Origin of the sequence: Prauserella aidingensis, from assembly GCF_024171865.1 — a bacterium.
Lineage (GTDB): Bacteria > Actinomycetota > Actinomycetes > Mycobacteriales > Pseudonocardiaceae > Prauserella > Prauserella aidingensis.
This window is the reverse complement of sequence record NZ_JAMTCN010000018.1, coordinates 41,824-66,017: the sequence shown is the minus strand read 5'-3', so window position 1 is coordinate 66,017 and position 24,194 is coordinate 41,824. Positions and strand designations below refer to the sequence as shown.

Genomic DNA, 24,194 nt, shown 5'->3' with positions numbered 1-24,194 from the left:
GCACGGTTGTGCCCCAAGGGCACCTTGGGTGCGTTGAACGCGACGATCGCTCCCTTGATCTTGCTCGGCCACCGTTCACGGAGCCGCGGGACCACCGCGGTGCGAGGGGAAATTCGTGGCGTTGAGTGCAACCGAGGTGCCCTTGGGGGCGGTGACTCGACGGGGCGGGGCCGCGCTCACACGAGGCGGCGGTCCGTCGCCCAGCGGGAGAGCTCGTAGCGGTTCGACAGCTGGGTCTTGCGCAGCACACTCGACACGTGCGTCTCGACCGTCTTCACCGAGATGAACAGCTCGGAGGCGATCTCCTTGTACGCGTAGCCGCGCGCGAGGAGCCGCAGCACGTCCCGTTCGCGCGGCGTGAGCTGATCCAGCTCGGGATCGCTGATCGGCTCGGCACCCGGCCGCTCGGCGAACGCGTCCAGCACGAATCCCGCCAGCCTCGGCGAGAACACCGCGTCGCCGTCGGCCACCCGCACGATGGCCTGCACCAGCTCGGCCGACGAGATGGTCTTCGTGACGTAGCCGCGCGCACCGGCACGGATGACCGCGATGACGTCCTCGGCCGCGTCGGACACCGACAGCGCGAGGAACACCACCTCCGGCAACTCGTCGCGCAGCCGCCGCAACACCTCGGCACCGCCGCCGTCGGGCATGTGCACGTCCAGCAGCACGACCTGCGGCCGCATCCGCGTGATGCCGGCGACCGCCTCGCCGACCGACCCCGCCTCGCCGACGATGCGGATCTCGTCGCTGATCGACTGCAGCTCAGCCTTCGCACCGGCGCGGAACAGGGCGTGGTCGTCGACGAGGAACACCGTCACCGGCCTGTCCGACATCTCCGCCTGCGCCTCGTGGCCGCCGGACGAGTCCGCGTCCGCGGTGGCGCCTGCCGCGTGGTCGATGCCGTCGGTGGTGCCCGGGTCGTCGGTCGTCATGATGCTGCCCCCTGTGCTGCTCGATCGTGTGTCGCGCGGCCGGACGTCGAGCCTCGCTCGTCGCCGCCCCTGCCGCCGTCCTCGGCTGCGCGGCCTCCGCCGCCGTTCCTGCCGCTGTCGTCTCCGGTTCCGCGGCTGTCGTCTCCGGTTCCGCGGCCGCCGGTGTCGTCGACTCCGCCGCCGGTGTCTCCGCCGCCGGTGTCTCCGCCGCCGGTGTCCCCGCCGCCGGTGTCCCCGCCGCCGTTGTCCCCGGCGCCGGTGTCCTTCCCGCCCGCGGTACCGGCTGCACGGGGCATTTCGAGCTGGATCTCGGTGCCCTCGCCGGGCGCGGTGCGCACCCGGCAGCTGCCGCCGCCGCGTTCCATCCTGCCCCGGATCGAGTCGGACAGCCCGTGGCGGTCGTCGGGTACGGCGTCGGGGTCGAACCCGGCCCCGCGGTCGCGGACGAACGCCGTCACGGCCGTGGGCTCGACCTCGGCGTAGACGCTGACCTCGTCGACCCCCGCGTGCTTGGCGGCGTTCACGATGGCCTCGCGCGCCGCCTGGACGAGCGCGACGAGGCCGTCGTCGAGTTCGACGTCCCCGACCACGACCTGCTGCACCGAGATGGCGAACGTGTCCTCGACCTGGCCGCACGCCTCCGCCACGGCCTGCGCCAACGTCGCCGGCGCCGACTCCGCCTCGCCCGGGCCGTCGGATCCGGGAGCCCCGGCGTCGCGGTTCGGGGTGCCGTAGCCGTTCGGGCCGTAGAGCCACGCACGCAACTGCCGTTCCTGACCGCGCGCCAGCCGGGTCACCTCACGCGGATGGTCGGAGCGCTTCTGGATGAGCGCAAGCGTTTGCAGTACGGAGTCGTGCAGGTGGGCGGCGATCTCGGCGCGTTCCTCGGTACGGATGCGCGCGCGGCGTTCGTCGCCGAGGTCGCGCACCAGCCGGAGCCAGAACGGCACCGTCAGCAGCGCCACGCCGATGAGCGTCGCGAGCACGGCGACGACGGCGAACTGCAACTGGGCCAGTCCGCTGCCGCGCAGCACGATCAGGCCGATGCCCGCCACGACCAGGACGACACCCGCCAGTACCCGGACCGTCGCCGACACGCCCCCGCCGCCGAACACGACCCCGGCGACACCGGACCTCGCACCCTTGCGCCAGCGGCGACGTTGCGTCTCGTCGGCCTCCCGCCAGACGACGGCCACACCGACGAGCACCACCGCCACGGGCAGTCCCGCCCAGCCGGTGAGCACGCCGCTCAGCACACCGCCGACGACGGTGAGCCCGACACCGAGCGCGATCAGCCCGTAGGCCTGTTGCCGCTGCCGTCCGGACAGCTCGGCACGGGACGTGTCCCTGCGTTCCTGCGGCACGAACGCCCACAGCAGGCCGTACGTCAGCACGCCCAGTCCACCCAGGCCCGCGAGCACGGCGAACGCGATCCGCACCCACAGGACCTTGACGCCGAGGTGATCGGCGAGCCCGCCCGCCACACCGGCGAGCGCACGCCCACCACGCCTGCGGTACATCTTCGGTTGCGCCGGGTGACCGTCGGCGGAGTCGCCGTCGGACAGCCGGCCTGCGCCGGCGGTCACCGGAGCGGCCGGAACCGCGCCGTGGGCCTGCGCACCGCCCCCGGACGCGTGGGTGCCGGCGTCCGGCGCGGCGGCCCCGTCCCGGGGTCGCGTGTCCGCCGGACGCCCTGCTGCGCCCTGTTCCTGCGCGCCCTGTTCCTGCGCGCCCTGTTCCTGCACGTCATCCATGGTCACCGTCCATCGTCACAGAGATGGCGACCGGAATCATCAGGGAAACCCCTGAAGCACGGCCCGGAGACGGTCCTCGTCGGCGCCGGGGCCCGCCGGTGGCCCTCGGGGACGGTTTCAGGGTGCTCCCCGATGTGCCGGGGCCACCGCGGGGCGCATGCTCGACGTCATGAACAGCACGAGCGGCGCGACCCGGCATCTCGACGGGTTCGAGGCGACGGTCAAGGACTTCTGGGCGAGCAGACCCCGCCGCCCCGCGCAGGGACGCAAGGTCGCGGGCGTGGCCGCGGGAGTCGGCCTGCGGTACGGCATCGACCCGATCGTCATCCGGGTGGCGCTCGTCGCCCTGACGTTCTTCGGCGGCGTCGGACCGGCGGTGTACCTGCTGGGCTGGCTGTTCCTCCCGGCCGCCGACGACGAGGTGTCCGCATTCGAGGGGCTCCTCGGCCACGGCGCCAGCGGGACGTCGAAAGGCCTGACACTGCTGCTGTGCGCGGCGTGCTTCCCCGCGTTCGGACTAGCGTTCGGCGGCACGTGGCTGGACGGCGGCGGCATCGTCGGCCTGGCGCTCGTCGTCACCGCGCTGTACCTGATGCACCGCGGGCGAGGGCACCTCAACCGGCCCGCTTCCCGGACGGCGGGCGCGACGGCGCCGCAGTCCGGCACCCGGGTCGACACGGCCACCGCCGACTGGGACGCCCTGGGCGCGAACCCGCTCGGCTGGCACCTGGCCGATGCGTCGACGCCGGTTCCCGCGCCGCCGCCCGAGGAACCGGAACGACCCGCGCGAGAACACTCGTCCAGGCGTCGCTGCGTCTCCAGGGTCACGCTCGTGACACTGGCGCTGGCGGTGATCACCGCAGGTGTGACGGCGACCCTCCTCGGCCCGGTGTGGGGCGTCTCCGAGGTGGCCGCGGCGACGCTGGCCGTGCTGGCGGGCGGGCTGCTGGTCGGCGCGTTCACGGGAGGGGCACGCGGCCTGATCTGGTTCGCTCTGCCGACGGCCCTGGTCGCCGCGCTGACGAGCGCGTTACCTCCGGGCGGCTACCCGGGCGGACTCGGCGAGATCCGCGACACGCCCCAGCACGCGCACCAGCTCGACACCTACGAACTCACGGCGGGCTCGATCGACGTGGACCTCACCGAACTGCCCGACACTGGTAGTCCGATCTCCGTCGAGGCCCGGGTCGGCACCGGCGACATCACGTTCACCGTGCCCCGCGACGCCGACGTGACCTACGACTGCAAGGCCCGCACCGGCACGGCCACGTGCTTGGACAAGTCGCAGAGCGGCATGACCGGCGTGAACGTGACCAACAGTGGCGACAACAACAGCGGTGCCGGCGACACCGGGACGGACGAAGGCGGGCAGCGGTTCCACCTGAGGCTCGACGCCGGTATCGGCAACGTGGAGGTGCGGCGCGATGGCTGAGCAGAATCCGTTCGAGCACACGCCCGATCCGGCCGCGGACCCCCGCGACCGGCACCGGTTCGACCCGCTGTCGCTCCTCGCCGGACTGGCCGCCCTCGGCGGTGCCGGCTACGTGTTCTTCGACGGTCCGGTGTGGATCGGGCATGTCGACCCGCGCTGGGTCGTCGCGGGCATCGCCGTGGTGGTCGGCGTGGTCATGCTGGCCGCGTCGCTGCGCAAGGACCGCTGACGCTCTGGGCCGATGCGCTCCTCACACATCGGCCCAGAGCAAGTCATCACGCGGCCGCACCGAACCAGCGCGTGAGCCGTTCCGGCAGCGCAGCAGGGTCGCCACCCGCCCACACGACGTGCCCGTCGGGCCGCAGCAGCACGGGAGTTGTGCCTCCGGCGGCATCCGCTGCGCGGCTCGTCGTATCCGCTGTGGTGCTCGTGGCCTCCCCTGCGGCGTCGCCGGGGGCGGGGCCTGCCGACTCGCCTCGGGGCCGCCCGACGCCGTGGTCGACCCGGTCGGCCCACCCGTCGACCGACAGCGTCCCCAGCGGGTCCAGCAGCAGCCCGCGCCCGGTCCGCATGTGCTCGTAGAGCCTGCCGCCCGCCCACGGCACGTCCCGCATCCGCAGCCCCAGCAGGTCTGCGCGTTCGCCGCGGTCGGGCTCGCCGACGTCGTAGCGGACGGCCGTGGCGACGATCTTCTCGGTCAGTCGCGTGGCCACCTCGTCGATCCCGGCCAGCTCGGCGACGAGCCTGCGTACCGCCTGCGACCGGGCGTCGGTCGCCATCAGCACCGTCTGGGCGCGGGTGTTGTCGAGGACGTCCTCGGCCACGGGGCGGCGCTCCGACTCGTAGCTGTCCAGCAGCCCCTCCGGGCCGCGTCCCGTCACCTCGGCGGCCAGCTTCCAGCCGAGGTTGAACGCGTCCTGGATGCCGAGGTTGAGCCCCTGCCCGCCCAGCGGCGGGTGGACGTGCGCCGCGTCGCCCGCCAGCAGGACACGGCCGACGCGGTAGCGGTCCGCGAGCCGCGTGGCGTCGCCGAACCGCGAGAGCCACCGCGGCGAATGCACGCCGAAGTCGCTGCCCGCGACGGCGACGAGCCGCGTCCTGAGCTCGTCGAGGGTCGGCGGCGTGCGGTCGTCGGAGACACCGGCCGCGGGCACCGTGACGCGGTGCACGCCGTCGCCGCCACCGATCGGTGCGATCCCGAAGCGCAGCTGCGTCCTGCGCACCTCGGTCATCGCGGCCCTCAGTTCCTCGGGCGTGGCCGTCACCTCGACCTCGCCCAGCAGGTTCTCCGTCTGCGTCGGCTCACCCGGGAAACCGACGTCGAGCAGTTTCCGCACCGTGCTGCGGCCTCCGTCGCAGCCGACGACGTAGCGGGCGCGCTCGGTCCCACCGCCTGCCACCTCGACCGTCACGCCGTCGTCGTCCTGCGCGAGACCGGTCACCTCGCACCCGCGCCGGACATCGGCGCCCGCCTCGACGGCATGCTGTTCGAGCAGCCGGTCGACGACGGGTTGCGGTATCGCGAGGATGTAGGCGTGCGCCGTGTCCACGTCGGGTGTCGACGTGGGAATCGCCGCGAACTGACTCCCCAGCGGATGTGTCGTGCCGCGGTCGAGGAACCGTTCCAGCAGTCCCCGTTGGTCGAGCACCTCGATGCTGCGCACGTGCAGCCCGAGCGACCGCACCACCGGGGTCGGTTCCGCCTCCCGTTCCAGCACCAGGACCGACGTCCCGTGCAGCCGCAGCTCCGCGGCCAGCATCGTCGCGGTCGGGCCGCCGCCGACGATGATCACATCGAACATGGATGTCCCCCTGAGGCAATTCCCGCTGATTTCCCGGTCGGAATTCCCGACCGGAATCGCAAGTCTGCACCCTGTTCCGGGGATTGCCGCAAGCCCGGGGACGCGCGGTACGGTGAAAGTGGCGGGAGGGATCCCGCCATTCTCATTTCCGCCGGCCTTTCTCGTTCCCCTCGACGCTGTTCCCCTCGACGCTGCTCACGCGGTCGACGCTGCGTGCTGTCAGGCCGTTGTCGACCGACACCGCGCGACCGTCGACACCGATTTCCGGTTCACCCTGCGCTGCCGGTGCCCCTGCGGCGGTGGCATGGCGCGAAAAAGCCGTGGCCACATCGGAGCGTCTCCGGTGTGGCCACGGCGTGAGGAGTGGGGCGCGGCGGTCGCTAGGCGACGATCCCCGCGACGAGGAGTCCGAGGCCGATGACGACGCCGGCGACCGTGCCGAGCGCCAGCAGTTTGTGCTGCGTCTCGCGGGACTTGCGGAGCTCGGACTCGGATCGGGTCGAGATGATGAAATGCCCGTCCTCGGACGGCTTGCCGATGACCAGTGGGCCGATCTTGTCGTGCACCTCGCCGAGGATGTACAGCCGCTGACCGGGTCGGACGATCCATTCCTTGTACTTGTAGCCGATCGTCCGGTTGCCGCCGCCGAAGCTGGGCAGTGTGATCCCGAACAGTTCGACGCTGCCGCGGCCGCCCTCGTGCGGCTCGAACCGGTCGATGACCTGTTCGGGCTTGTCGGGCCGCTCACCGCCCGGGTCGACGCCGATCGTGCGGCCCGCCTCGTCGATCACGGCGAAGCCCGCGTTGGACGAGTGGTCGGCCATCTTCTCGGTGCGCCTGCGCGTGCGCCGGTCGCCGTCGCGGTACTCGACGTGCTCGTACTCGCGCTCGACGGTGTAGCGGTACCAGACGCATTCCTGCTTGGACAGTTCCGCCGTCAGCACGCCCTCGGGCCGCGGGTGCGCCGCGCCGACGACCTCGGTGATCTTACGGAACGAGCCCTTCGCACCGAGGTCGTCGGAGGCCGTTCGCTCGGCCTCCAGCTCGGGGATCGACAGCGTCTCCGTGCCGATCATCGCGTGCAGCTCCTTCTTGGTGTGCTGCATGAAGAAGAATGCGGCCACACCCGCCACGATCAGAATCGCGCCTGCGATCCACACGCCCGTCACCCCCGGTTCGTCTCGCGCGTCATTCCCATTCGATCGTGCCCGGCGGCTTGCTCGTCACGTCCAGCACGACCCGGTTGACCTCGGCGACCTCGTTCGTGATGCGGGTCGAGATGCGCTCGAGTACGTCGTAGGGTAGCCGAGTCCAGTCGGCGGTCATGGCGTCTTCGCTGGAAACTGGGCGCAGCACGACGGGGTGGCCGTAGGTGCGGCCGTCGCCCTGCACACCGACGCTGCGCACGTCGGCCAGCAGCACCACGGGGCACTGCCAGATGTCGTGGTCCAGACCGGCCGCGGACAGCTCTTCGCGCGCGATGGCGTCGGCGGCGCGCAGCGTGTCGAGCCGGTCGCCGGTGACCTCGCCGATGATGCGGATCCCCAGGCCCGGCCCGGGGAACGGCTGGCGCTGCACGATCGTTTCCGGCAGTCCGAGCTCGAGGCCGACGCGGCGCACCTCGTCCTTGAACAGCAGCCGCAACGGTTCCACGAGGCTGAACTGCAGATCCTCGGGCAGGCCGCCGACGTTGTGGTGGCTCTTGATGTTCGAGGCGCCGGTGCCGCCGCCGGACTCGACGACGTCCGGGTACAGCGTCCCCTGGACGAGGAACTCGGCGTCGCCCTTGTCCTTCAGGTCGCGGGCGGCATTGTCGAAGACGCGGATGAACTCGCGTCCGATGATCTTGCGCTTCTCCTCCGGGTCGCTGACACCGGCCAGCGCGTCGAGGAACTGGTCACGCGCGTCGACGGTCACCAGGTTGACGCCGGTCGCGGCGACGAAGTCGCGTTCCACCTGGGTGCGTTCGCCCGCACGCAGCAGGCCGTGGTCGACGAACACGCACGTGAGCCGGTCACCGATCGCCCGCTGCACCAGCGCGCCCGCGACGGCCGAGTCGACGCCGCCCGACAGGGCGCAGATCGCGTGTCCGTGCCCGATCTCCGCACGGATCCGCACGACCTGGTCGTCCACGATCGACGACGTGGTCCACTGTGGACGGATCTGCGCGACCTCCTGCAGGAAGCGGCGCAACACCTCCTGACCGTGCGGCGAATGCGCCACCTCGGGGTGGTACTGCACGCCCGCGAACCCGCGACCCACGTTCTCGAACCCGGCGACCGGCGCACCCTCACTGCTGGCCGTGACGTCGAATCCCTCCGGCGCCTTCGTCACACAGTCGCCGTGACTCATCCACACCGGGTGCCGCGCGGGCAGTTCCTCGTGCAGCCGGCCGCCGGAGACGTCGAGCTCGGTGCGGCCGAACTCGCGTGTGCCCGTGTGCTCGACCGTGCCGCCGAGTGCCTGCGCCATGACCTGGAAGCCGTAGCAGATGCCGAACACCGGCACGCCCGCGTCGAACAGCGCCGGGTCGATGCTCGGCGCCTCGTCGGCGTACACACTCGACGGTCCGCCGGACAGGATGATCGCCGACGGGTTGCGGTCGAGCATCTCCGCCGCCGTCGCCGTGTGCGGCACGACCTCCGAGTACACCTGCGCCTCCCGCACCCGGCGCGCGATGAGCTGGGCGTACTGCGCCCCGTAGTCCACGACGAGGACCGGACCCTCGGTGGCGGCTGCCGGACCGGCGGACGTGTTCTCGGGCACGAGCGGGACCTCCTCGCTGCGACATTCGACCGGCTCCCATCGTCGCAGGTGAGCCGACGGCGCTCGCCGCCAGGTGGGCCGCGTGCGGCCCCACGTCACGGCGGGTGTGACGGCGGGTGAGCGGGCCCACATAAGGTGCGCCCATGACCACAGCAGGCCCGCCGGATTTCGAGTTCGACACCGAGGACGACGCCTACACCCCGCGGCCGCGCGACGCCTGGATCGCCGGGCGCGCGGAGTCGAGTCCCGACACCGCCGCGGTGACCCACCCCGCCGACGACACCGAGGTGGCGACCGTCGCGGTGGCCACGCCGGAGCAGGCCGCCACCGCGGTGGAGACGGCCGTGAGCCTCGGCCGGATCGACGACGAGCAGCTGCGCACGAGCGCACTGCACATCGCCGCGGGCGAACTCGAGGCACGCCACGAGGAACTCTCGGAACTGCTCACGGCCGAGAGCGGCATCCCGCTGCGCTGGGCACAGCGCGAGGTCGACGACGCCGTCGCCGTGCTGCGGTACGCGGCACGGAACCCGCTCCCCCATGGCGGCCGGGTCAGCAACGACGGCGGCGTCACGACCCTGATCCACGACGTCCCGCGGGGACCGGTGCTGGGCGTGGTGTCACCGGAGGCGCCGCTGCGCAGCGCCGCGCACGCGGTGGCCGCCGCACTCGCCGTGGGCACGCCGGTGATCGTGGCCGCAGGCACCGCGACACCGTTGTCCGCGCTGGCGCTCGGCGAGGCGCTGGGCGAGGTCGGCCTGCCCGAGGGCGCGTTCTCCGTGCTGCCGGGCGACGAGCCGGAGGCAGGCGACCTGGTGCGGATCGACACCACGACCCCGTCACGGGGTGCCGCCGTGGTCGTCACCGGCCTCCCGAACGCCGACGTCGACGACGCCGCCGAGCGCATCGCCGTCGCCGCCACCCGCCAGGGCGGGATGCGGCCGGAGGCGGTGCGGCGGGCCGTGGTGTGCTCGGCCGTCGCCGACGCACTGCTGCCCGCGCTGACCGCGGCCGTCGAGGCCCAGCCGACCGGCGGCGCCTACGACACGTCCGTCTCGGTGGCCGCCCTGCCCGCCGAGGTCACCGAGCGGACGGCGGCCTGGTTGAGCGAGGCCACCGCGGCGGGTGCGACCGTCCTGGCCGGCGGCGCCTCGGGAGAGCCGACGCTCGTCACCGGCACCGAGGACGAACCCGCCTGCGGCCCCGTGCTGGCCGTGACGGTCGCCGACGAACCGGAGGAGGCGCTCGCCGCGGTCGCGGTACCCGGCGCGGCCGCTCCGGCGGTCGGACTGTTCACCGGCGACACCGCACTGGCGCTGCGCGCGCGTTCGCAATTGGAGGCGACTCGCGTCGTCGTCGGCGACGTGCCGGACTACGACCCGGCCACGGTCCACATCACCATGCACGCGATCACCACTCCCCAACTGACGACCCTGACCTGACCCCACCTCGCGTGTCCTGCACCCGACCCGCCGTGTTGCGCTTTCCGGGGCGCGTGTTGCGGATTCCCGGGCGCGTGTTGCGGATCCCGGGGCGTGTGTTGCGGATTCCGGGGCCGTGTTGCGGAACGCGGGGATCGTGTTGCGGATTCCGGGGCCGTGTTGCGGAACGCGGGGATCGTGTTGCGGATTCCGGGGCCGTGGACACGCCCGCGGGCGTGTCCACGAGCTCTCGGCGTGGTCGATCGCGAGAGACCGGACCGTCACCGGGCGGGGCCGGGCGACGAAGCGCGCCGTGCCGTGTCGGGTTGCGCCACCGCACGGCCCACGTCCCGAACGGCCGCGCGGATGGTGTCGCCGTACGCGCCGTCGGGGAGCGACGAGGTGTGGCGCTCGGCCTCCTCGATGTGCTCGGCTGCGGCCCGGAACGCGCCCAGGCGCCGGAAGTTGTCGGCGAGGTTGAGATGCAGGCTCGGGTAGAAGCCGGCGACGTGCAGGCTCGCGTCGTGTTGCCGGGCACGCTGATCGGTGAGCGCGTCGGCGGCATCGAGCGCGCGAACGTCCCACATCAGCGACTCGGCCGGGTCGTCGTAGAGGTCGGCCAGATAGTGCGCCAGCGTGCAGCGGTGGAACGGGTCTCCCGCGGCACCGACCCGCGCCCAGATGCGCAGCAGTTCACGGCGGGCGGTGTCGACGTCACCGTCCCGGCCGGCCGTCACGGCGGACACGATGGCGTCCATCGTCGGATCGGCGTCGGTGGCCGATTCGCCGGTCGAGTCGGTGGTCGATGTGGTCGTCGATGTGGTGGCCATGAGCGGGTCTCCTCCGTCGGCTCGGGCCGGTGGGGGGCTGCCACCGGCCGAGTGATCCTCGGGCTTCGACCGACTCGAAGGTCAACCCGTCACGACGGCCAGGCCGTGTGCACCGCCTCCCGACACACGGCCCACCCTGGCACCGAACGCCGCACCCCGGACGCACAGCCACCCGAACAAACAGCCACCCGGCCACGACATCCCGGACGCGGCGTGCCGTCAGCTCCGCGAGGTGGCCCGCCCGGTGTCCGGAAACCGCAACACGATCCCTTGAACCCGCAACACAGCCCCCGGGATGCGCAACACGATCCCCGGAACCCGCAACACGGGCCCCTGGAGCTGCAACACGGCGACACGGGTGCAGGACACGCGTGGACGGACCGGGTGCGGGTGCGGGACACGCGGCGGGGCTACACCGGGGTGATGGGGAGGCGGAGGGCGCCCGGGGCCTCGGCGGGGACCGCAGGGCGACGCGGGGCGACCGGGTCGATCCGGCGGTACGGCTCGTCCTGCGACGGACGCGGATCCGACTCGCCCGCGTTCGGCCAGAACGAGAACGCCCGCTCCGCCTGCGCCGTGATCGTCAGCGACGGGTTCACGCCCAGGTTCGCCGTGATCGCCGTGCCGTCCACGATGTGGAGGTTCGGATAGCCGAAAACCCGGTGATACGGGTCGATGACGCCGTCGTCGGCGTTCGTGCCGATCGGCGCGCCGCCGATGAAGTGGGCGGTCAGCGGGATGTCGAAGATCTCGCCCCACGTACCACCCGGGACGCCGTCGATGTGTTCCGCGGTGCGCTGCGTGGCCTCGTGTCCCGCCGGGATGAACGTCGGGTTCGGCTCGCCGTGCCCCTGCCTCGACGTGTACCTGCGCCGCCCGAACAGGCCCCGCTTGGTGAACGTCGTGATCGAGTTGTCGAGGCTCTGCATCACGAGCAGGATCACGGTCCGCTCGCTCCACTTGTAGCCGTTGAGCATCTTCACGCTCTTCAACGGGTGCTTGAGCATGTACTTGGCCAGTTGCTTCCACCGCGGCTCGGCGAGGCTGCCGTCGGTGGCGATCGTCTGCAGCAGGCTCATCGCGTTGCTGCCCTTGCCGTAGCGCACCGGCTCGACGTGCGTGTCCTCGTCGGGGTGGATCGACGACGTGATCGCGACGCCGCGGCTGTAGTCGCGTTCCGGGTCGACGTCGGTGCGCGCCGCGCCGAGGATGGCCTCGGAGTTGGTGCGCGTCAGCTCGCCCAGACGGTTCGACAGGCGCGGCAACGTGCCGGTGTCGCGCATCGCGTGCAGCAATTTCTGCGTGCCCCACGTGCCCGCGGCCATGACCACGTGGCCCGCCGTGACGGTCGTGGTGAACTTCTTCGACGTCGTGCCCGTCTTCCGCAGGTCGACCTCGAACGCCCCCTTCCCCCGCGGCCGCACCGCCGTGACGGTCGTCATCGGCACGACGTGGGCCCCGCCCTGCTCGGCCAGGTACAGGTAGTTCTTGACGAGCGTGTTCTTCGCGCCCACGCGGCAGCCGGTCATGCAGGAGCCGCACTCGGTGCAGCCCGTGCGCTCCGGCCCGGCGCCGCCGAAGTACGGGTCGGGCACGTCCTTGCCCGGCTCGCCGAAGTACACGCCCACGGGTGTCGCGTGGTAGGTGTCGGAGACGCCCATGTCCGCGGCCACCTTCTGCATGACCTCGTCGGACGGGGTCACCGTCGGGTTGACGTTCACGCCGAGCATGCGGCTCGCCTGGTCGTAGAACGGTGCGAGCTCGGACTCCCAGTCGGTGATGTGCGACCACTGCGAGTCCCGGTAGAACGGGGCGAGCGGCCGGTAGAGGGTGTTCGCGTACACCAGCGAGCCGCCGCCGACGCCGGAGCCCGCGAGGATCATGCAGTCGCGCAGCAGGTGCACCCGCTGGATGCCGTAGCAGCCGAGCTGCGGCGCCCACAGGTAGTTGCGCAGGTCCCAGGAGGTCTTGGCGAAGTCCTCGTCGGTGAACCGCTTGCCCGCTTCGACGACACCGACGCGGTAGCCCTTCTCCGTCAGCCGCAGCGCCGCGACGCTGCCGCCGAATCCGGAGCCGACGACCAGCACGTCGTAGTCGAGGTCCGTCCTGCCATCCTCAGCGATGGTGTTACGCGAAGTCACAGCAAAACTGTAACCAGCGAGGCACCTTCTGACCAGAGGTAAGTTACCAACGGGTCAATTCATGTTGTCACATCGCGTGACGCTCCGTAGCCGCGATGCGGTCGGTGCAGCACGGGCACGGTTGCCCCCAGGGGCACTGTGGTTGCACTCAACGCGACCAAGGTGCCCTTGGGGGCGCCAGGCGCAGAACGGCAGTCAGGGCGGTCAGTGGCGGACCGTGAGGCCGACGCGCTGGAACTCCTTGAGGTCGGAGTAGCCCGTCTTGGCCAGTGCCCGGCGGAGCGCGCCGAACAGGTTGACCGTGCCGCTCGGGTCCTGCGACGGCCCGTGCAGCAACGTGCGCAGGTCCACGGCGCCGTGCTCACCCTGACCGGCCGTGGCCACGCGCGAACGCGGCAGCGACGGGTGGGCCGCCGCCGACGTCCAGTACAGCCCGTGGCCCGGCGCCTCGGACGCTGCGGCCAGCGGTGCGCCCAGCATGACGGCGTCCGCGCCGCACGCGACGGCCTTGGCGATGTCGCCGGAGTGACGCACCCCGCCGTCGGCGAGCACGTGGACGTAGCGCCCGCCGGTCTCGTCGAGGTAGTCGCGGCGCGCAGCCGCGGCGTCGATCAACGCCGTCGCCATCGGCACGCCGATGCCGAGCACCTGGTCCGTGCTGGTGATACCCGGGGTGTAGCCGTGGCCGACGATGACGCCCGCCGCGCCGGTGCGCATCAGGTGCATCGCGGTGCGGTAGTCGCTCACGCCGCCCGCGACCACCGGAACGTCGAGGTCGGCGATGAAGTCCTTGAGGTTCAGCGGGTCGGTGTCGCTCTCGCCGTTGTCCTCCCCCACGTGCTCGGCCGACACGATCGTGCCCTGCACGACGAGGATCTCCACGCCCGCGGACAGCAGGTGCGGAGTGAGCTCGGCCGCGTGCTGCGGGCTGACACGTGCCGCCACGGTGACGCCCGAGTCGCGCACGGTGCGCACCGCCTCGGTGATCAGGTCGGGCCGGACGGGAGCGGAGTGCAGCTCCTGGAGGCGCTGGACGACCTCGGACGGCGCCGCACCCTCCTTGGCGGCCTCGGCGACCCTGGCGAGCGCGCTCTCGGCGTCGGCGTGCCGCGCCCACAGGCCCTCGGCGTTCAGCGCGGCGAGCCCGCCGAGCCTGCCGATCTCGATGGCGGTGTGCGGCGACACGACCGCGTCCGTCGGGTGCGTCACGAGCGGCAGGTCGAACCGGTAGGCGTCGATCTGCCACCCGGTCGACACGACCTTCGACGAGCGCGTCCGCCGCGACGGCACGATGTCGATGTCGTCGAAGTCGTACGACCGCCGGGCGGTCCGTCCCATGCCGATCTCGACCAGATCCCGCACGTGTAGTCCTCTCTCGCTCAGGCGATTCCGCCGCTCGCGGCGGCGCTGCTCGGGCCGCGTACCCGTCGTCGGTGGCTCGGCCGCGGTGCCGGTGCCGGCGCCGCGGTCAGCGCGTCGTGTAGTTCGGCGATTCGACGGTCATCGTCACATCGTGCGGGTGGCTCTCCTTGAGCCCGGCCGCGGTGATCCGCACCAGCTGCGCCCGTTGCATCTCCGCGATCGTCTGCGCCCCCGCGTAACCCATGCCGGACCGCAGCCCGCCCACGAGCTGGTGGACGACGGTCGCGAGCGGCCCGCGGAACGGGATGCGCCCCTCGATGCCCTCCGGCACGAGCTTGTCCTCGGACAGCACGTCGTCCTGGGCGTAGCGGTCCTTCGAGTACGACCGCGCCCCGCCGCGCGAGCTCATCGCGCCGAGCGAGCCCATGCCGCGGTAGGTCTTGAACTGCTTCCCGCCGACGAGCACGACCTCGCCGGGCGCCTCGGCGGTGCCCGCGAGCAGGCTGCCCAGCATGACGGCCGACGCCCCGGCCGCGACGGCCTTCGAGATGTCGCCCGAGTACTGGATGCCGCCGTCCCCGATGACGGGCACGCCCGCCGGCCTGCACGCCTTGTCCGCCTCGTGGATGGCCGAGATCTGCGGCATGCCCACACCGGCGACGACGCGGGTGGTGCAGATCGAACCCGGGCCGACGCCGACCTTGACGCCGTCCACGCCCGCGTCGACGAGCGCCTGCGCCCCCGCACGCGTGGCGACGTTGCCGCCGACGACGTCGACGGCGTCGCCGAGCTCCTTCTTCAGCGTCGCCACCGTGTCGACCACGCCCCTCGAGTGACCGTGTGCGGTGTCCACGACGAGCACGTCGACGCCCGCGTCCGCCAGCGCCATCGCACGCTGGTGGCCGTCGGCGCCGACACCGACCGCGGCGCCGACGATCAGGCGTCCGTCGTCGTCCTTGCTGGCGTCCGGATACTGCTCGGTCTTGACGAAGTCCTTCACCGTGATCAGCCCGCGCAGCTTGCCCGCGCCGTCGACGATCGGCAGCTTCTCGATCTTGTGCTTGCGCAGCAGGCCCAGCGCGGCCTCGGCGGTGACGCCCACCTGCGCGGTCACCAGCGGCGCGGGCGTCATGACCTCGCGCACCTGCTTGGAGTGGTCCACCTCGAACCGCATGTCGCGGTTCGTGATGATGCCCACGAGCTGGCCCGACGCGTCGGTCACCGGAACGCCGGAGATGCGGAACCGGGCGCACAGCGCGTCGACCTCGGCGAGCGTGTCGTCGGGCGAGCACGTCACCGGGTCGGTCACCATGCCCGCCTCGGAACGCTTGACGATCTCCACCGCCTGCGCCTGTTCGTCGATCGGCAGGTTGCGCTGCAGCACGCCCATGCCGCCCTGCCGGGCCATGGCGATGGCCATACGTGCCTCGGTGACGGTGTCCATCGCCGCCGACAGCAGCGGGACACGCAGGGACACGTTGCGCGAGACCCGGGTCGACGTGTCGACGGTGCTCGGGACGATGTCCGACTCGGCGGGCAACAGGAGCACGTCGTCGAAGGTCAGCCCGAGGAGCGCGAACTTGTCCGCCATCACGGCGGCGTCATCGGCACCACCGGGCACGGCGGCGCTGGAGTCGGAGTCGGTGAACTCGCTCGGCATAGGGCGGCGGACCTTCCTCGGTGCATGGGGATGCGGACGGCGGCGCGGGGCGAAACGCCTCGTAACCGATGGTAGCTGGACGGATGGGGGTACCTTCCCGGTACCGTGCAGCCCGTGCCGCACGACGTGTTGCCCCCAGACCCATTCGCCGACGACCCCGACGACCCGGCAAAGGAGATCGCAGAGATCGACGAGCCGGCCGGCGACCCCATTTCCGAGGAGGAGCGCACCGAGCTCCTGTCGGACCTCGCCGACCTGGCCGTCTACCAGGCGCTTCTCGAGCCCCGCGGGGTGCGCGGAATCGTGGTGGACTGCGGTGAGTGCGACCTGCCTCACTACCACGACTGGCACCTGCTCCGCGCCAGCCTCGAACAGCTGCTCGCCGACGGCCGCATGCGCCCTCACGAGCCCGCGTTCGACCCGGACCCCGCCGACTACGTGACGTGGGACTACTGCCGCGGCTTCGCCGACGGCATCACCACGACGGAGAACGCCTACTGAGCCTCCGGCGCGGAGCACCGCGCCACCGACGTCCACACCGGCGACCTCGACGCCGGGTCCCCGAAGGGCCCGGCGTGGGGACACCCTGCCCGGATCCGCCGCCGTGGCTCCCTGCCCGCGCTTCGGCGGCGGACCGCGACGGGGACGGCTCACCTCGGCCGACGACCAGCGGCGACTCCCGCGCTCCGCCCCTCTCCAGCCGCGGACGAGTTGTTCGCGCATGGCGAACAGTGAGCCGGCCCGCGGCCTCCGGCCCGGAACAGCGGAACGACCCCGGGATTCACCGTGAATCCCGGGGTCGTTCTCGTGCCGAGGGGCGGCTCGGTCGGAGCCGCCTGCCGTCAGTTGGTGCTGCCCGACAGGGCGGGCGACTCCAGGGAGCCGCTGCCGGAGCCGTCGGACGAACGGCCGGTGTCGTCGCTCGTCTCGGTGGACGGCGTCGGCGTCTCCGAGCTCGGCGAGCCCGTGGTCGTGTCGTCCGGCTCGCTGGTCGTCGGTTCCTCCGACTCGGTCGGCGCGCTGCCGGTCGGGTCGTCCGGGCCGGGCTGCGGCTGCGACCCCGTGGGCGACGACGAGTCGGGCGACGAGGAGTCCGACGAGCTCGACTTCGACGACGAGCCGTCCTTCGAGGACTCCGGCGGGTGCTGGCCACCTTCGTCCGGGTTCCCCTCCAGCCGTTGCATCAGCTGCATGTGCCGTGCCTTGAGCTGCGCGGCCTCCTCGGTGGCCGTCACGTCGCGCAGATCCTTCTCCGCCTGCGACAGCGCGGAGCGGGCCTCGGAGTAGCGGTCCGAAGCGATCGCGAGGCGGGCCTCGTCCATCGACGAACGTACCGACGCCGCCGCCTCGACGGACCGGGCGTGGTCGGTGTAGAGCACCTTGCTCAGGCCCCACAGGGTGTCGCCGGGCTGGGCGTCGCGCGCGGCGAGTGCCGTGCCCGTGAACCCGATGGCCAGCACCGCGGCGGCCGCCGCGACCGGCACCATGAACCGCCGCTTGCGGCCACGGCCCGCGTACCGCTTGGCCAGCGACGCCGTCCGGATCTCCGTGGCGGCCGTGTCGGCGTCGATCAGCTCGGGGATGCGTTCGCTGTCGATGTCCCGCCGCCACGCGAGCAGCAGGGCACCCAGCTCGGCGTCGCCGAGCTCGTCGGCGACCTTCGCGTCCGGGCCGCCGAGCGCGTCGAGCAGGGCGTCGTCGGCCTGGACGGCGGACAGGTCCGCCGCGGCCGTGGCGAGCTCGGCACCGTCGGTGCCGCCGATCGGGTCGTCGGCCTCCGCGGCCTCGACGAGCTCCGTGTCGGCCGCGTCGACCGTCTCCGCAGGCCCGATGTGGACGACATCGGCCATGCGGCCGTCGCCGTCGGCCTCCGCCGGCGTCTCGACGTCGGCCGGGGTGTCGGCCGCAGCCGGGGTGTCGGCGTCGGCCGGGGTGTCGGCGTCGGCCGGGGTGTCGGCGTCGGCCGGGGTGTCGGCGTCGTCGGCACCGGACTCGGTGGTGTCGTCCGCTCCGGCGGTCGCCGTCGTCCCGTCCGCAGCCGTCTCGTCCGCAGTCGTCTCGTCCGCAGCCGAATCGTCGGCGGACGTCGTCTCGTCCACGGTCCGGTCAGCGGCGGTGTCGTCGATGTTGGTCTCGGCGTACTCGACCGCTCCGGCGTCGTCGTCGCGTTCCGGCTCGTCGGCCGAACCGGCGGGACCGGTGTGTTCCGTCACTCAGACCACCTCCTCAGCGGCCAGCACCTTGCGCAGCCGCGCGAGAGCACGGTGCTGAGCGACCCGGACCGCGCCGGGGGTCGAGCCCACGGCCTCCGCGGTCTCCTCCGCGGACAGTCCCACGACCACGCGCAACACCACGATCTCGCGTTGTTTCTCCGGCAGGACCTGGAGCAGCTTCGTCATGCGCTCGTTCAGCTCGCCCTGGATGGCGAACTGCTCGGGCCCGACGTCCCGCTCCATCTCGTCCGGCACATCGGCGACCGGCTCCGCCTTGTTCCTGGCTGCCGCGCGGTGCGCGTCGGCCACCTTGTGAGCGGCGATGCCGTAGACGAACGCCAGGAACGGTCGTCCCTGGTCGCGGTAGGAGGGCAGAGCGGTGAGCACCGCGAGACACACCTCCTGAGCCACGTCGTCTGCCGAAGCGTACGAACGCTCCTGCCTGCCAACACGGGCGCGGCAGTACCGCACCACTAGGGGGCGGATCGAAGCGAGCAGCCGCTCGACCGCTTGCTGATCTCCCTCAACAGCGGCGGCGACCGACTCGTCCAGTCCATCCCCCACAGTGGCCATCGCAGACAACGATCCCGGTGTTACGTCTCGGTGTGCATGAAAAGCGGCGCGCGGGTTTGAGCGTCCCTCACGCCGGTGACGTGACCACAGTACCCGGCCACTCTCTGAGTTCCGCGTGAGTTCCCGGCCGTCGCTCGCGCAGGTGACATGCCCCACGGACGGGTCACTGCCGAACGGCCTCCGGTCACGCGAACACACTGCGTCCGTCGTGACGGGCGGCCGTGTGGGCGATGCGCTCACGGTTCACGGCATCGCCGTCGGTCACGGTACCCCGCCTCGCGCACGAGACGGGGCGTGGCATGTCGTCATGCCACGCCCCGTCGGCGTTCGTCCCCGGGCAAGCCCTCCGGCGAGGAGGCAGATCAGGCCACGAGTCCGCGCCGGAAGCCGTGCGCCACGGCCTGCGCGCGGTCGCGCACGCCGAGCTTGCGGAACAGGCGACGCGCGTGCGTCTTCACCGTGTCCTCCGACAGGTAGAGCTCACGGCCGATCTGGCCGTTGCTCTTGCCCTGGGCCATGCCGCGCAGCACCTGGAGCTCGCGCTCGGTGAGCTGCACGCCGGGGTCGGCGGGCTGCCGCTGGGCGGGCACGGACGTGCTGGCGAGCGTGTGCGCGAGGGCGGCGACGAGTTCGGGCCGCGAGGCGTCCCAGCGCAGGTAGCCGCGGGCACCGCCTGCGATGGCCGCGGCGATGCTGCCCGCGTCGTCCGGGGCACCGAAGACGATCACGTTCGCCTGCGGGTTCGCCGACACGAGACGCCGCGTGGCCTCCACACCCGTGGGCACGGCGCGCTGCGTGCCCACGAGCACGACGTCGACCGGCTGGCGGGAGTAACGCGCCAACAGCTCGTCACCGTGCGCTACACAGTCGATGCGGCTGACGCCGGGCACAGCGGACATCACGCGGGTGAGGCCTTCGCGGACACTGCGTCGGTCGTCGCAGATCAAGACCGTAGTCACGGGGGTTCCTTCCTGCAGCCGGGTGACGTACTACCCCCACTATCGGACGCTTGAGGCCGGACCTTGACACGATCTGGTGGCTTTTTTGAAATTTCTCTGACCCGGATGCCGGAACGCCAGGTCGCGGGCTCACGCCGGAACCCACGGCGACTCCACCGCGAGTCTGCGCAACTCGGGGTCGACCCTGGGTAACAGCGCGTGTACCTCACGCGTGGCGCGGCGGCGGTGCTCGTCGGCACGCGCCGGGTCGGCGTCGGCGGCGAGGAGCCGGGCGGGCCACGACAGCGAGGCGAACCCGTGGGCGTCGATCGTCGCGAGCGCCGATGCCACCAACTCCGCGGGCCGCGTCGACGCCGCCGCACCGGGCGCGGACGCCGACAGCGCCGCGGCGAGGACGAGCTCCGTCTTGGCCCGGTGCCGCACCGGATTCACCCCGGGTGCCGCCTCGACCCGGCGCAACGCCTCCTCCGCCGATACGACGGCCGCGGCCGCGTCGCCGCCGGCGAGCGCGGCCTCGGCGCCGACCCAGCCCGCACGCACGCGGGAGCGCAGACTGCCACCACCCACCCCGTAGGCCGCGTCGAGACCGGCCGTCACCTCCGCGACGAGGCGTCGCGCCGTGGCGGGTCCGCCCAACGCGAGATGGTCGGCGGCCAGCCCGAGCAGGGCGTCGGCCCACGCGCCCGCGACGTCGATCCCGTCGTGGTCGGCGGACCCCGTGAGGGGCAGCCCGGCCACGACGGCGAGCGCGGCCCCGTCGGCGGGCAGGGCCGCGGCGTGCCCGCCGAGCTGTCGACGGAGGGAGGCGAGGGTGCTCGCCGCGAGCGAGGCGATCACGACGTCGCTGCTGTGGCGCAGTCCGCGCAGGAGGGTCGTGGCAGCGGCGTACCGGCCGTGCGCGCCGAGCACCACGGCGGCCAGCCAGCGCTCACGATCCGTGCGGGCCCGTGCGGCGACACCGGCGAACCGGTGGTCCGGTGTGATACGGAGCTCACCCGGGTCGCCGAACGCCAGCCCGCGGAGGCGATTCTCGAGGGTCACGGCCCCCATCCTGCCTCCGGCCCCTCGGCCACCCGGAAAGCGCGTTCGCGGCATCCACTCGGCCGAAAACACCGCCGAAAACCCACGCTGTGTCTGCCATCACACCAGCGGGGGATGCCTAAAGAATGAATCCGCCGACCCATCACTTGAACAACTTTTGCCGCACTTCTAACGTGCATCTCGTTGCACCGAATGGAGTAGTCGCAGTAGATCCGGTTACGTGGGACCGGATTCGACGAGGGGACACCGATGGCGGATACCCGCAGACTTCCCGGCCCGAATGCCGATATCTGGAATTGGCAGCTCGAGGGGTCGTGCCGGGGCATGGACAGCGGTTCGTTCTTCCACCCCGACGGGGAGCGGGGACCGGCGAGAGCGCGCAGGGAGGCCAGAGCGAAGGCCGTGTGCCGATCGTGCCCGGTGCTCGAGCTGTGCCGGGAGCACGCCCTCGCGGTGCACGAGCCCTACGGGGTGTGGGGCGGACTCTCGGAAAGCGAACGGGAGCACATCATCCGCAACGAGCACCGGTCGTTGACGGTCGTAATGTGAATCGCTTTCCTCATCTCGAGGGAGCGACCGGAGGGGGATGAAGAAAGGGGCGCCCGGCCGGGCGCCCCTTTCTTTTCGCCGAATTTTCTTTCCCGCAAACTACTTGCACGGGAAATGTCGGTAGGGACGAAGAACGGGGCGGCACTCCGAATCGGAGTGCCGCCCCGTCGCTACGAGAGACGCAGGCGATGCCGACGTCAGTGCGCGTGGCCGTGTCCGTGGCCGGCGTCCTCGTCCTCGTCCTCCTCGGGCTTCTCCACCACGGAGCCCTCCGTGGTGAGCACGAGGCGGGTGATGGACGCGGCGTTGGACACCGCGGACCGCGTCACCTTGACCGGGTCGACGACACCGGCCGCGAGCAGGTCGGTCAGCTCACCGGTCGCGGCGTTGAGGCCCTGGCCCCAGTCCTGCTCCTTGACCCTGGACACCAGCACGGCGGCCTCGTGGCCGGCGTTCTGGGCGATCCAGTACAGCGGAGCGGTGAGCGCCTCACGGACGATCTTGACGCCCGTGGCCTCGTCGCCGGTGAGACCGAGGTTGCCCTCGAGCTCCTTCGACGCGTGAGCCAGCGCCGAACCACCGCCGGGCACGATGCCCTCCTCGACGGCCGCCTTGGTGGAGGCCACGGCGTCCTCGATGCGGTGCTTGCGCTCGTTCAGCTCGGTCTCGGTGGCCGCACCGACCTTGATGACCGCGACGCCGCCGCCCAGCTTCGCGAGCCGCTCCTGCAGCTTCTCGCGGTCCCAGTCGGAGTCGGTCGTCTCGATCTCGCTGCGGATCTGGGAGATCCGGTCGGCGATGGCCTCCTTGGAGCCCGCGCCGTCGACGATGGTCGTCGCGTCCTTGGTGATCTCGATGCGACGGGCCTGGCCCAGCACGTCGATGCCCGACTCGGACAGCTTCATGCCGATCTCGCTCGAGATGACCGTGCCGCCGGTGACGACGGCCAGGTCGTCCAGGAACGCCTTCCGGCGGTCGCCGAAGAACGGGGCCTTGACCGCCACGGCGCTGATCGTCTTGCGCAGCGAGTTCACGACGAGCGTGGACAGCGCCTCGCCCTCGACGTCCTCGGCGATGATCAGCAGCGGCTTCTTGGTCTCTGCGACCTTCTCCAGCAGCGGGAGCAGCTCGTTCAGCGACGAGATCTTCTCCCGGTGCAGCAGCACGTAGGCGTTCTCGAGCGTCGCCCGCTGCTCCTCCGGGTTGGTCGCGAAGTGCGCCGACAGGAAGCCCTTGTCGAACTGCACGCCCTCGGTGATGTCGAGCTCGGTGGCCATCGTGGAGGACTCCTCCACGGTGATCACGCCGTCCTCGCCGACCTTCTCGACGGCCTCGCCGAGCAGGGCGCCGATGTTGGCGTCCCGCGACGTGACCGTGCCGACCTGAGCGATGTTGTCGCGGCCCTTGACCGGGGTGGCCTTGTTCTTCAGGAACTCGACCACGTGGTCGGCGGCCTTCTCCATGCCGGCGCCGAGCGCGGCCGGGTTGGCACCGGCGGCCACGTTGCGCAGGCCCACCTTGACCAGCGACTGCGCGAGCACGGTCGCCGTGGTGGTGCCGTCGCCCGCCACGTCGTTCGTCTTCGTGGCGACGCTCTTGGCCAGCTGAGCACCGAGGTTCTCGAACGGTTCGTCGATCTCGATGTCGCGGGCGACCGTCACACCGTCGAGCGTGACCGTCGGGCCGCCGAACTGCTTGTCCAGGACGACGTGCCGGCCGCGCGGGCCGAGCGTCACCTTGACGGCGTTGGCGAGCTTGTCGACCCCGCGCTCGAGCGCGCGACGAGAATCCTCGTCGAAATTGATCTGCTTAGGCATTGAGGAACCTCTCTCCAGGCACGCGAAACGCCCCGACCCCCGGCGTCAGCGGGGCCCGGGGCGTCAACGCATAGCGGGTCGTCAGTTGACGACGGCCAGCACGTCGCGGGCGGACAGGATCAAGTACTCCTCGCCGTTGTACGTGACCTCGGTGCCGCCGTACTTGGAGTAGATGACGACGTCGCCCTCGTTCACGTCCACCGGGACGCGGTTGCCCTTGTCGTCGACACGGCCCGGGCCGACGGCCAGAACCTTGCCCTCCTGGGGCTTCTCCTTGGCGGTGTCCGGGATGACGAGACCGGAAGCCGTCGTCTCCTCGGCCTCGCTCCTCTGGACAACGATCTTGTCCTCGAGCGGTTTGATGTTCACGCTCACCGGGTTGACCTCCACGGGTCTAAGAAAGCGTTGGCAGGTACCTATTGGGTACGGCGCCTACCACCCCGCCGTCGCGGGTGCCGGGGCGTGTGTGGTGCCGTTTCGATTAGCACTCTAGCCATGGGAGTGCTAGCCGCGCAAGCAGGGTCCGCAACCGGCCTGATCGGCACCTTTCGCCGCGTGCGCACTCCCCGTGACCGCCGGTCGTCACTCGTCGCGCGGTGCCGCGAGCACCGCCCACCGGCCTACCGTGAACGCTCCCCTGCGGACGACGGACAAGGGACGGTGATCCGAATGGGTGGCTGCAACTGCTGCAGTGCGTGTACCGGTCGCGGATGCGGGTGCTGCGGAAGCTGCTCCTGACGACCGCGTGACGCCACAGCCCCCGACCACGTCGGGGGCCGTTCGCCGTTCAGGCCCGGGACCGCCGAACACCCGCAGCGACCGCCTGCCCGAGGGACCCGGATTTTGCCCCCGAGGGCACCTTGGTGGCATCGAACACAGCCACGCGTCAGCGTGCCCGGGGTGGTCGGGGTGGTCGGGCCGACGGGCGGGCGCCCCCGA

At 71.7% G+C, this 24,194-nt stretch carries 20 protein-coding genes; 5 read left to right on the top strand and 15 right to left on the bottom strand.

Annotated features, from left to right (window positions below):
* Window positions 1-176 precede the first annotated feature (176 nt).
* Window positions 177-836 carry a response regulator gene (locus LY13_RS17660; protein WP_253829677.1) on the bottom strand — a complete coding sequence of 220 codons (660 nt, stop codon included), beginning with the start codon at window positions 834-836 and terminating at the stop codon, window positions 177-179.
* Between the two features lie 95 nt (window positions 837-931).
* Entirely contained in the window at window positions 932-2,689 is a 1,758-nt protein-coding gene (locus tag LY13_RS17655; protein ID WP_372493847.1) for a PspC domain-containing protein, read from the bottom strand.
* A 169-nt stretch (window positions 2,690-2,858) separates the two neighbouring features.
* Here LY13_RS17655 and LY13_RS17650 point away from each other — a divergent pair, with 169 nt between their 5' ends.
* Together LY13_RS17650 and LY13_RS17645 are read left to right on the top strand one after the other, a co-directional pair.
* The gene (locus LY13_RS17650; protein WP_253829607.1) at window positions 2,859-4,121 is read left to right on the top strand and encodes a PspC domain-containing protein; all 1,263 of its coding nucleotides are present in this window, start codon (window positions 2,859-2,861) and stop codon (window positions 4,119-4,121) included.
* On the top strand, window positions 4,114-4,350 hold the full coding sequence (locus LY13_RS17645) for a hypothetical protein (protein WP_253829605.1): 237 nt from the start codon (window positions 4,114-4,116) through the stop codon (window positions 4,348-4,350). The genes LY13_RS17650 and LY13_RS17645 overlap by 8 nt, the downstream gene beginning before the upstream one ends.
* 46 nt (window positions 4,351-4,396) lie before the next feature.
* Here LY13_RS17645 and LY13_RS17640 read toward each other — a convergent pair whose 3' ends face one another.
* The 3 genes from LY13_RS17640 to guaA form a co-directional block, all read right to left on the bottom strand.
* A complete protein-coding gene (locus tag LY13_RS17640) occupies window positions 4,397-5,923 on the bottom strand; it encodes an FAD-dependent monooxygenase (RefSeq protein WP_253829604.1) in 1,527 nt (508 codons plus the stop codon).
* A gap of 380 nt (window positions 5,924-6,303) precedes the next feature.
* Window positions 6,304-7,083, bottom strand: a complete 780-nt coding sequence (locus tag LY13_RS17635) for an E3 ubiquitin ligase family protein (RefSeq protein WP_253829675.1) — start codon at window positions 7,081-7,083, stop codon at window positions 6,304-6,306.
* A gap of 28 nt (window positions 7,084-7,111) precedes the next feature.
* Window positions 7,112-8,689, bottom strand: a complete 1,578-nt coding sequence (guaA, locus tag LY13_RS17630) for a glutamine-hydrolyzing GMP synthase (RefSeq protein WP_253829602.1) — start codon at window positions 8,687-8,689, stop codon at window positions 7,112-7,114.
* 143 nt (window positions 8,690-8,832) lie between these two features.
* Between guaA and LY13_RS17625 the strand changes: the two genes are divergently transcribed.
* Window positions 8,833-10,131 carry an aldehyde dehydrogenase family protein gene (locus LY13_RS17625; RefSeq protein WP_253829601.1) on the top strand — a complete coding sequence of 433 codons (1,299 nt, stop codon included), beginning with the start codon at window positions 8,833-8,835 and terminating at the stop codon, window positions 10,129-10,131.
* A gap of 260 nt (window positions 10,132-10,391) precedes the next feature.
* Here the strand turns inward: LY13_RS17625 and LY13_RS17620 are convergent, their stop codons facing one another.
* The 4 genes from LY13_RS17620 to guaB all read right to left on the bottom strand — a co-directional run bounded on the left by LY13_RS17620 (window position 10,392) and on the right by guaB (window position 16,034).
* Window positions 10,392-10,940 (bottom strand): hypothetical protein, encoded by a 549-nt coding sequence (locus tag LY13_RS17620; protein ID WP_253829599.1) that lies wholly within the window; start codon window positions 10,938-10,940, stop codon window positions 10,392-10,394.
* Window positions 10,941-11,350: 410 nt separating this feature from the next.
* Window positions 11,351-13,081: a GMC family oxidoreductase N-terminal domain-containing protein gene (locus tag LY13_RS17615; protein ID WP_253829598.1), complete on the bottom strand. Its 1,731-nt coding sequence runs from the start codon at window positions 13,079-13,081 to the stop codon at window positions 11,351-11,353.
* Between the two features lie 204 nt (window positions 13,082-13,285).
* Entirely contained in the window at window positions 13,286-14,443 is a 1,158-nt protein-coding gene (locus LY13_RS17610) for a GuaB3 family IMP dehydrogenase-related protein (protein WP_253829596.1), read from the bottom strand.
* A gap of 106 nt (window positions 14,444-14,549) precedes the next feature.
* Entirely contained in the window at window positions 14,550-16,034 is a 1,485-nt protein-coding gene (gene guaB, locus LY13_RS17605) for an IMP dehydrogenase (RefSeq protein ID WP_253829674.1), read from the bottom strand.
* A gap of 174 nt (window positions 16,035-16,208) precedes the next feature.
* On the opposite strand from guaB, the gene LY13_RS17600 reads away from it, so the two are divergent.
* On the top strand, window positions 16,209-16,604 hold the full coding sequence (locus LY13_RS17600) for a DUF5319 family protein (protein ID WP_183646053.1): 396 nt from the start codon (window positions 16,209-16,211) through the stop codon (window positions 16,602-16,604).
* 341 nt (window positions 16,605-16,945) lie between these two features.
* On the opposite strand, the gene LY13_RS17595 is transcribed toward LY13_RS17600, so the two are convergent.
* The 4 genes from LY13_RS17595 to LY13_RS17580 form a co-directional block, all read right to left on the bottom strand.
* Entirely contained in the window at window positions 16,946-18,316 is a 1,371-nt protein-coding gene (locus tag LY13_RS17595; protein ID WP_253829595.1) for an anti-sigma-D factor RsdA, read from the bottom strand.
* Window positions 18,317-18,889: a sigma-70 family RNA polymerase sigma factor gene (locus LY13_RS17590; RefSeq protein ID WP_253829592.1), complete on the bottom strand. Its 573-nt coding sequence runs from the start codon at window positions 18,887-18,889 to the stop codon at window positions 18,317-18,319. It lies immediately after the preceding gene.
* A 362-nt stretch (window positions 18,890-19,251) separates the two neighbouring features.
* On the bottom strand, window positions 19,252-19,848 hold the full coding sequence (locus tag LY13_RS17585) for a response regulator transcription factor (protein WP_030532824.1): 597 nt from the start codon (window positions 19,846-19,848) through the stop codon (window positions 19,252-19,254).
* A 129-nt stretch (window positions 19,849-19,977) separates the two neighbouring features.
* On the bottom strand, window positions 19,978-20,898 hold the full coding sequence (locus LY13_RS17580; RefSeq protein ID WP_253829590.1) for a hypothetical protein: 921 nt from the start codon (window positions 20,896-20,898) through the stop codon (window positions 19,978-19,980).
* A 240-nt stretch (window positions 20,899-21,138) separates the two neighbouring features.
* Between LY13_RS17580 and LY13_RS17575 the strand changes: the two genes are divergently transcribed.
* Window positions 21,139-21,438, top strand: coding sequence for a WhiB family transcriptional regulator (locus tag LY13_RS17575; protein WP_253829589.1), 300 nt, complete (start codon window positions 21,139-21,141; stop codon window positions 21,436-21,438).
* A 197-nt stretch (window positions 21,439-21,635) separates the two neighbouring features.
* On the opposite strand, the gene groL is transcribed toward LY13_RS17575, so the two are convergent.
* Together groL and groES are read right to left on the bottom strand one after the other, a co-directional pair.
* Window positions 21,636-23,255, bottom strand: coding sequence for a chaperonin GroEL (gene groL / locus LY13_RS17570; protein WP_253829587.1), 1,620 nt, complete (start codon window positions 23,253-23,255; stop codon window positions 21,636-21,638).
* Between the two features lie 81 nt (window positions 23,256-23,336).
* A complete protein-coding gene (gene groES / locus LY13_RS17565; protein ID WP_030532828.1) occupies window positions 23,337-23,630 on the bottom strand; it encodes a co-chaperone GroES in 294 nt (97 codons plus the stop codon).
* Window positions 23,631-24,194 lie beyond the last annotated feature (564 nt).

Excerpts from the sequence above, each read along its gene's own strand:
- LY13_RS17660 (WP_253829677.1), bottom strand. The coding sequence starts at position 836 with ATGTCGGACAGGCCGGTGACGGTGTTCCTCGTCGACGACCACGCCCTG.
- LY13_RS17655 (WP_372493847.1), bottom strand. The coding sequence starts at position 2,689 with ATGGATGACGTGCAGGAACAGGGCGCGCAGGAACAGGGCGCGCAGGAA.
- LY13_RS17650 (WP_253829607.1), top strand. The coding sequence starts at position 2,859 with ATGAACAGCACGAGCGGCGCGACCCGGCATCTCGACGGGTTCGAGGCG.
- LY13_RS17645 (WP_253829605.1), top strand. The coding sequence starts at position 4,114 with ATGGCTGAGCAGAATCCGTTCGAGCACACGCCCGATCCGGCCGCGGAC.
- LY13_RS17640 (WP_253829604.1), bottom strand. The coding sequence starts at position 5,923 with ATGTTCGATGTGATCATCGTCGGCGGCGGCCCGACCGCGACGATGCTG.
- LY13_RS17625 (WP_253829601.1), top strand. The coding sequence starts at position 8,833 with ATGACCACAGCAGGCCCGCCGGATTTCGAGTTCGACACCGAGGACGAC.
- LY13_RS17620 (WP_253829599.1), bottom strand. The coding sequence starts at position 10,940 with ATGGCCACCACATCGACGACCACATCGACCACCGACTCGACCGGCGAA.
- guaB (WP_253829674.1), bottom strand. The coding sequence starts at position 16,034 with ATGGCGGACAAGTTCGCGCTCCTCGGGCTGACCTTCGACGACGTGCTC.
- LY13_RS17590 (WP_253829592.1), bottom strand. The coding sequence starts at position 18,889 with ATGGCCACTGTGGGGGATGGACTGGACGAGTCGGTCGCCGCCGCTGTT.
- LY13_RS17580 (WP_253829590.1), bottom strand. The coding sequence starts at position 20,898 with ATGGGGGCCGTGACCCTCGAGAATCGCCTCCGCGGGCTGGCGTTCGGC.
- LY13_RS17575 (WP_253829589.1), top strand. The coding sequence starts at position 21,139 with ATGGCGGATACCCGCAGACTTCCCGGCCCGAATGCCGATATCTGGAAT.
- groL (WP_253829587.1), bottom strand. The coding sequence starts at position 23,255 with ATGCCTAAGCAGATCAATTTCGACGAGGATTCTCGTCGCGCGCTCGAG.